6 protein-coding genes and 2 pseudogenes are annotated in these 8,110 nt (G+C 59.4%); 3 read left to right on the top strand and 5 right to left on the bottom strand.

The genetic code is table 11. The features are described from left to right. Positions 1–227, bottom strand: a pseudogene (locus tag AWB76_RS41960) (hypothetical protein); the annotation flags it as partial. 60 nt (positions 228–287) lie between these two features. On the opposite strand from AWB76_RS41960, the gene AWB76_RS38140 reads away from it, so the two are divergent. Both AWB76_RS38140 and AWB76_RS38135 read left to right on the top strand, forming a co-directional pair. After that, complete coding sequence (locus AWB76_RS38140) at positions 288–575, top strand: DUF1330 domain-containing protein (protein ID WP_061165248.1); 288 nt, start codon at positions 288–290, stop codon at positions 573–575. A gap of 337 nt (positions 576–912) precedes the next feature. Next, positions 913–1,224 carry a DUF4148 domain-containing protein gene (locus AWB76_RS38135; protein ID WP_061165247.1) on the top strand — a complete coding sequence of 104 codons (312 nt, stop codon included), beginning with the start codon at positions 913–915 and terminating at the stop codon, positions 1,222–1,224. 107 nt (positions 1,225–1,331) lie between these two features. Here the strand turns inward: AWB76_RS38135 and AWB76_RS41810 are convergent, their stop codons facing one another. Both AWB76_RS41810 and scpC read right to left on the bottom strand, forming a co-directional pair. Continuing rightward, a complete protein-coding gene (locus AWB76_RS41810) occupies positions 1,332–1,550 on the bottom strand; it encodes a hypothetical protein (RefSeq protein WP_167357811.1) in 219 nt (72 codons plus the stop codon). A 287-nt stretch (positions 1,551–1,837) separates the two neighbouring features. Then, positions 1,838–3,349, bottom strand: coding sequence for a succinyl-CoA:acetate CoA-transferase ScpC (gene scpC, locus AWB76_RS38130; protein WP_061165246.1), 1,512 nt, complete (start codon positions 3,347–3,349; stop codon positions 1,838–1,840). A gap of 495 nt (positions 3,350–3,844) precedes the next feature. Between scpC and AWB76_RS38125 the strand changes: the two genes are divergently transcribed. After that, a complete protein-coding gene (locus AWB76_RS38125; RefSeq protein WP_061165245.1) occupies positions 3,845–5,890 on the top strand; it encodes an FUSC family protein in 2,046 nt (681 codons plus the stop codon). A 451-nt stretch (positions 5,891–6,341) separates the two neighbouring features. Here AWB76_RS38125 and AWB76_RS38120 read toward each other — a convergent pair. Beyond that, positions 6,342–6,966 (bottom strand): annotated as a pseudogene (locus tag AWB76_RS38120) (IS91 family transposase); the annotation flags it as partial. A gap of 478 nt (positions 6,967–7,444) precedes the next feature. After that, entirely contained in the window at positions 7,445–7,762 is a 318-nt protein-coding gene (locus tag AWB76_RS38110) for a type II toxin-antitoxin system RelE/ParE family toxin (protein WP_244173703.1), read from the bottom strand. Positions 7,763–8,110: the final 348 nt, after the last annotated feature.

Raw genomic sequence — 8,110 nt, 5'->3', positions numbered from 1 at the left:
ACGCCGGACGCATCCCAGCCCAGCACCTTTGGTACCACTGGGGGCGGCAGCACGCCGCCACGGATCTTGGTATCGACCGGGTTCACCGAGACCGAATGCACTTCCACCATCAGGTCGTACCCGGTAGGGTCAGCCTCGGCCAAGGTGGTGTCGGTCAGGGCATGCGGCGAACCGAGCGGAACTGACTCGTTATGCGATTCATTTCCGACGACGTTGTAAATTAGCAACCTGTTCGTTTCATGGCACTATTGAGCGCACCTCAACATCAATATCAGGAGCGCAGCGCGATGGCGACTTACATTGTATTTACAAAGGAAAGCACGGAAGATCAACGGGAGCTGGATGTGTACCAGAGCAAGGTCGGCGAGACCTTCCAAGGTCATCCTGTCAAGATCTTGGCTGCTTACGGACCGCAGCAGGTACTCGAAGGGCACGCGCCGGAGGGCGTCGTAATCGTGGAGTTCCCGTCAACCGCCGCCGCGCGTGCGTGGTATGACAGCCCGGCCTATCAAGAGGTTGCACAGCACCGGTTCCGCGGTGCGCAATATCGCGCCGTGCTCGTCGAGGGCGTGTGACGCAAGCCGTCAACGTCACGATCCGGCCCGGTCGTCGGATGAGGCGTTATCCGGCCATCTGAAGCCGTTTACGATGGCCTGTGCATGGACGGCCGAACGTCAACTACGCACTCGACAGCGGTTGTCTTGTCTCCTCCATGGCTCGTTACGCCCGCCCTCGAAGGTGAGCCTCGTTGGGCTGCCGTCCTCATCGCTCACTAAGGTTTACACAAATACCGCAACAATCCCTTCCTGACACGTGCCTTAATTTTAAGCGTCTGCCTACCTAGACTGTAATCACTGGCTTACGAACAGGGCTGTTCGTAGCAGGACCAAACAAAGTCTGGAGGTAAGTACCATGAAGTTCCTTATTCAAGCCGTTGTTGTTGCCGCTGCCCTCGCTGCTCCCGTTGCCGTGTTCGCCCAATCGAATGCACCTTTGACCCGTGCACAGGTGCGTGCTGAACTGGTTCAACTCGAAAAGGCTGGCTATAACCCGGCTCATGGCGAAGACCCGCATTACCCCGCCGACATCCAGGCTGCTGAAGCCAAGGTGGCTGCGCAAAACGGCGCAACGAGCGGTTACGGCGGTGTGGTGAGCGGTTCGTCGGACGCAGGACGCCCGGCCGTGTCGAAGGCCGACTGGAATGCGATGTACAGCCATCCCTAATGCGTTGATGCCCGAATGCCGACAGGCGCCGGACGCATCCAGTCGTTGAGCACCGCCCTCTGAGCGCGCAGCAAATCTTGCGCGCCTGTATTTAAAGAACTGGCTCGCTAGCGCAGCAATGCCCGGCTGCGGGCCAGTTTCATGTCGAACGTCCTCCAGCGGGCGTCCCAGTCGGGCTGGATTTGCCGAACCTTCACGGTCTGCCGCTTTTCACAATCTCGGTCGGCGCCCCCGTGCGCATGTTGTGCAAGAAAATTCGGCGACGCATGCTCGCCGCTCACAGCTTTGACAACTCGAAGTGCTGGCCGCCTGAGAGCGGCGTTCATGGAGGCTTGATTGGTGTGCCCGCAAGATCCGGCCGTTCATTCGTGGCACCGTCGACGGGTCCGACTCCGCCGGTCCCACGCTTGCTTTGGAAGCGGACGTTCGCGGTACGCCACGTTCGACTCAGTGCCATTGGCGTATAAGGCCGATCGGCGATTTGGCGTCGACATCTCGGCAGGAGCGCTCTTTCTTAAGGTTTGCCCGACGGCGGCCCGTCACTCCGCTGCGGGCTCACAGTTACGCGTTGAGGGTTGCAAGCGCCTTCTGCACTGACAGATGCGCTAGGAATTCACGGTCTCATCCGGCCGGTTTCGATGAACCGCTCATGCCATGACAAGGCTTCGCCAAGGAGGTGAGGCGTATGCTTTCCCGGACTGTTGCGGAGCGCACGCTCGAAATAGTCATGGAGTAGCGGACGGTAATCAGGATGAGCGCAATTGTCGATGACAACGCGCGCGCGTTGTTTGGGCGACAAGCCACGCAGGTCTGCGAGCCCGTGCTCGGTGACCACTACGGCTACGTCATGCTCGGTGTGGTCAACATGGCTAACCATCGGGACGATACAGGATATCGCGCCATTTTTGGCGGTACTCGGCGTGACGAAGCACGAGAGAAACCCATTGCGAGCGAAATCTCCTGATCCGCCGATACCATTGATAATCGAGGTGCCTGCCACATGGGTTGAATTAACGTTGCCGTAGATATCGGCTTCGACCATGCCGTTGATGGCGATACAGCCCAACCTGCGAACCAGTTCGGCATGGTTTGAAATTTCCTGAGGGCGCAACACGATGCGACTGCGGTAGAACTCGATATTTCTGCCGAATTCCTCGACGCCTTCGGGGCTCAGCGACAGCGCTGTCGCCGATGCGGTCAGGATGGTTCCGGTCCTGATCAGATCCAGCATTCCATCCTGAATGACTTCTGTAAAGGCTGTAAGCCCTTGAAATCTCCCATCTCGCAGCCCGCTTAGCACCGCATTGGCGATATTCCCCACTCCGGACTGCAACGGCAGCAACTGCTGTGCGAGCCGCCCCATCGCGATCTCGTGCCGGAAGAACTCGACCAGGTGATTCGCAATCCGGATGCTGGTTTCATCAGGCGGAGAAAATCGGCTCAGACGATCCGGACCCTGAGTTTCCACGACGGCGATCACCTTCGCTGGATCGACCCGCAAGTACGGCTCCCCAATACGGTCTCCAGGCCGGACTAATGGAATCGGCTCGCGGTCCGGGGGGAGGGCGGTGCCGTAATAGACGTCGTGCATGCCATCCAGCCCTGCCGGTTGAACCGAATTCACTTCGATGATTACCTTGTCAGCCAGGTCAAGCCACGTCTTGTTGTTGCCTACGGAGGTCGATGGTATGAGACGGCCGTCAGGCAATATTCCCGCAACCTCAATGATTGCCACATCCAGCCTACCCAGGAAGCCAAACCAGGTGTACTGTGCTACCTGTCCGAGGTGCATATCCATATACTCGATCTCGCCGCGATTGATTCGGGCGCGCAATTCCGGATCGGACTGATAGGGCAAGCGAAATTCAATGCCTCTCACCTTCGCGAGCGCGCCATCGAGTTCAGGAGCGGTGGAGGCGCCCGTCAGTGTTCGAAGTGCAAACTTCTCTCCAAGGGCATGCGCGGCTTCGATCTGTACGGCCAATGCTAAAGGCACCGCTTTCGGATATCCCGCTCCGGTGAACCCACTCATCGCGACGGTCATACCCGGTCGAATCTGAGTCGCCGCCTGCTCGGCCGACATCACTTTGGATACCAGATATGGGTGATGGATACGCTTTTCCATTGCCACTCCCAGCCGAAAAAAGCTCCAGACATGCCGACGGGCCCACCGGCTAGTCGTTTGCAGTTAACAATAGGCTCTTTTGCCTCGGAGCGTCACCGGAAAGGCGGACCTCCCGCGTCGTTGGTTCTTAAGCGATCAACGGCCCTTGTCGGCGGCCATTGCAGTCATCCAAGTCCCGCCAGCGAGTTGTGCAGGGCAGGCGTCGGTGGTGGCCAGGTAGCGGTTGTTCAATCCGCAATGTCGAACGTCGTTAGATGCAAATAAGCGACCGTTCGCAAGGTGTCAGGCGCACGAATTCGCAAGCTGCGCAGGGCAAGTGAGTCGACATACTCTGCGCAGCCCGACGAAGTGCCCTCGGCCATGCGGCCCCGATGCGCACGCGCGATGTGAGAATTGACCACCCTGATTCCGGCGAAACGTAGCACACTGTTGGCCGTGTCACTGCGAACCCAACCCAATCGGCGACAAGAGACCGATCACAGCGCGATCTTTCCGATGAAGCTCCCTTCGCTACGTGACTGGATTTTTTCGCTAAAGACCTTTCTCGCAGGGATGCTCGCGCTTTACATCGCGTTTTACTTCGATCTTCCGAGGCCATACTGGGCGTTGGCATCGGTCTACATCGTATCGAACCCGTTTGTCGGCGCGACACGATCGAAGGCGCTATACCGCGCGCTCGGTACCGTGCTTGGCGCGGTGGCCTCCGTCGCCCTCGTGCCGCCATTCGCGGAGATGCCTTATCTGTTAAGCGCGCTGATAGCGATATGGACAAGCGTGTTCGTGTACATTTCGATCTCGACGCGAGCCGCGCGCAGTTACGTCTTCCTGCTAGCCAGTTATTCGCTGTCCGTGATTGCCCTGCCGGCCTTGTCGAACCCACTGAGCATCTTCGATGTTGCAGTGGCGCGGACCGAAGAAATCACGCTTGGCATCGTCTGCGCGAGCATCGTCGGCAGCGTTCTGTTCCCAAACCGACTCGCGCCAACGCTGATCGAGCGAACCGACTCGTGGTTCGGCGAGGCCACTCTCTATCTGAAAGAGTCGCTGGCTGGCCGAGTCGCGGGAGCGCTGGTTTCTGAAAGCCGCCAAAAGATGGCGTCGAGTGCGCGCGGCTTCGAGTTTCTGCTGAGCCAGCTGGCGTACGATCACGCGAGCCCCGTGATACTCGCTCGCAGCGAGGAACTTCAGGGCCGGATGGAGCTGATACTGCCGATCGCGTCGGCGCTCGCGGACATACTCGCGGCCGCGCAGAGACCTGGCTCCGACACGCCTGCAGGCATCGGCGAACTGCTGCGCGATATCGGACGCTGGATGGACGCCCCGCTGAGCGATGATCCGGAGCGCGAGGCGCCACTATTGCGCGTGCGTATTGCGCAACTGGAACCGGCCCGTAACGAACTGACGACCTGGAAGGCGGCATTGTTATCCGGCGCGCTCTGGCGGTTGCGGCAGCTGGTGGATCTTTGGGTCGATTGCCGGACCCTGCGCCTCATCATCGTTCACGAACGAGGGAGCTGGCGGCCGCGCTTCCGGCATTGGCGGGTCGGCACCCGACACGCGTTTCTTGACCGTGGTCTTGCCTTGTTCTCCGCCTTCTCGGCGGGATTCGTCATCTTCGTTTTGTCGTGCCTGTGGATCGCTTCCGGCTGGCAGGACGGAGCGGCGGCTGTGTCGTTGGGCGCTATCGGCGTCTGCTTTTTCGCTGCACTCGATGAGCCCGTGCCGATGATGATCACTTTCGTCAAGTGCGCGACGATGGGCGTTATCATTTCAGCGTTCTACCTGTTCGTCGTTTTACCGAATGGCCAGGATTTTCCGGTGCTGGTCGTGTTCTTTTCTTTCGTTTTCGTTCCACTTGGACTATTGCTGCCTCGCCCGAAATGGGCGTTGAGATCGACCCTTGTTTCGCTGACGACCGCGACCTTTCTCGGTATCGATAGCGCCTATGACGCGAACATCCTGAACTTCCTGAATGCCAATCTGGCAGGGCTGGCCGGGGTGCTCTTCGCTTCGTTGATGACGGGGATAATCCGCCCGTTCGGAGCAGAGGCCGCGGCGGCGCGACTGACCCGGTCCAGTTGGAGGGATGTCATCTTGAGCGGGTCCACGCTATCGGTCGCTCAGCAACGGGATCTGAACGCGCGCATGCTTGACCGGCTCATGCAGCTTATTCCGCGCGCGGCACCCAGCGAGGACTACACGCATTCGTCGATCGAAAGCCTACGCGACATGCGCATCGCGCTGAATAAACTCGACCTGCGCAGACTCTCGGGCAGGTTTTCTGAAGAGTTGCGAGTCGTGCTAAACCGGGTGCTCGACGACGTTCGGTCGCACTATGAACGGTGTGTCGAATCGGGTCACCGTCAAAGGGTACCGCTGACGCTTGCAATCGACGTTGATGCCGCCATCGCGCAGATCATGGGCAACTTCGCGGCCGATCCGGATGCACCCGGCTATAAGCTGCGCAAAGGTGCGCTGCATGCACTCATTGGACTCCGGCTGTCGCTGTTTCCAGGTGCAGCGCTTGGCAACGCTTCCTGATCGTCGAGCGGACAATGGGTGACCGTTGTTCCTGGGTAAGGAGCCTTCTGCCTGCCAGAACCTCGTATGACCGAAGAGGGTCGTTTTCGTTTAGGTTTATTCGATGCCTGCCCTCAACCACGGGCGCGTCATCGAACGACAACGCGTGCGGGCAGGCGTTGGATAAACCTCGAGGGAGGAAACCGCGGAGTAGTCCGATGCAGCCAGCGTTTTCGCTATGGCGATTGATCAATGTGGCTGATCTGGGTTGCGGGCCGGCGGCGGGCGATGCAAGCGTCCGGAGCGGCGTGGAGGCAGCAATAAAGACGATCTCGCATGTGACCGTCAGCTCGGATCATGGCTGTAGGACCGTCTATGACGCTCAAGGCACAACCGTCCGCTCGTCGGCGGCGTTGACGCAAAGCCGACGGTTGAGATGGAGATCGAAGCAAAGCGCTCATCGCTGGGCCGCCTATGGTGGGGCACGAATCGGTACGGTACGCGGGAGAATGTCAATGACAAGCATGGGCGCTCCGCAGTGCCGACAGATGAAGGTTGGTCGATCGACGATGACCGTGTCGTGCAGTGTTGGGCGGAGTTCTGGGGTCACGCCGAGCAGCGTACGTATCTTTCTTAGATTTGCGCGGCGCACCGGGTTAGAGAGCAACCCATAATGCCGGATTCGATGGAACCCGACTGGCAGCACGTGGAGCAGGAAGCGGCGCATAAACTCCCCAGTGTCGAGCGTCATGGCCTTGTAGCGGGTGCGGCCCTTCTCGCGGTAATCCTTCCAGCGGAAGGTCACGCCTCGCTCATCAAAGGCAAGCAGACGCTGGTTGGAGATCGCGACGCGATGTGTATAGCGTGACAGGTACGCGAGCACCGCTTCAGCGCCCGCAAACGGACGCTTGGCATACACGAACCATTCCGAAGCCCGCAGCGGTGCAAGCCACCTCGCGAAGGCCGCGCGATCCGCGAGCTGCGTGTACTCGCCAAAGAACTGAAGCCGTCCGCGCTGATGAGCATCAGTGAGCGCCTCCAGGAAGCGCCTGCGAAACAGGCGCGAGCACGCGCACGGGCAGGAAACAAGAGGGTCGCTTCCGCAGTTGCATGCGTTGCTGCTTGCCAAGACGCTACTTAAATGCATGCTTCAGCAATAGTAGTCGCCTGCCGTTATGGAGACATGGACACCCGTGACACCAACATCCTTGGCGCTTTTCAACTCCGAATGATCGACGCCGATATATCCCATATACGGCTCGCTATCGAAGTGGTATTACAGGAGCCCAATTCAGCGCTCCCGCTTCTTTATTGGCGCAGGCGGCTTGAGCAACTTTTGCGTTGCCGTCATCTTATGCATCACCAGTTCTCCGCTGTAACCGACTTGCTCAACAGACTCGCGAAGATCGACGACGACTCAACCAGTCTCGCGCTTCCGCCCGAACCCCTCAACGAGCGATCTCCCCAATATTCGAGCCTTCGTTAGGTTAGCGTTGTTAAGAGGCGGAACGGGGGCCGCGCCGAGCGTCGAGAGGCACAAGATAAGAGGGCGAAAGAAGCTTCGGCGGCAGAATGTTAGGGGACCGCCGGCCGGCAGCGCAATGGCCTCTTTTTAACGGTCTTGTCGAGTGTCCAGACCCGAAGGATTGCAATAGCAGTGGGTTCTTCCGCGTAAGCAGGCAGGACCTCGTAGTGAATCTCGTAGCGTCCTGCGAGGCAGACCCACCGATGCACTTCGCGCGCGGGGGGACCATCGTAGCCATCCAATTCTTCCCCGATACGATGAAAATGGTCCTGACCCAAGCCCTCTGCCTCGTCGAGCAGCGCGTTGACGACCTTGCGCGCGGTGGCCGCATCGTTGTATTTCTTCACATGCGCCGCGATCGTGCTCAAGTCCGACCTCCGCGACCCGCTGAGCGGCTTTGCTGTCCTCGAGCAGCGCCTCGTAGTTGTCTAGCTCTGCTTTTCGGTCAGCGAGTGCCTCTTCCTGCTTCTGCAGCGTCGCCAGCATTTTGCGAATGTCTTCGCGGGTCATATGCTCGTTGGCCTGCTTTGCCGCAAGAATGGCCGCAACCTGCTCGTCGGTCACGTGTGGGGGTGACCCGCTTCCGTGGATGGTTAAGCAGTTGAATTTTGAATGGATTGATTCCCTCCGGTTTGGGCGGTGCCGCGAGTTGTCCACGGCCGGTCGGCGGGTCGCCTATTACGACCACGACGCCGGCCGGCGGTGGACAACTCGCC

It is taken from the genome of Caballeronia temeraria (assembly GCF_001544795.2).
Taxonomy (GTDB): domain Bacteria; phylum Pseudomonadota; class Gammaproteobacteria; order Burkholderiales; family Burkholderiaceae; genus Caballeronia; species Caballeronia temeraria.
The sequence above is the reverse complement of the archived record's forward strand: the minus strand, read 5'-3'. Positions and strand labels throughout refer to the sequence as shown.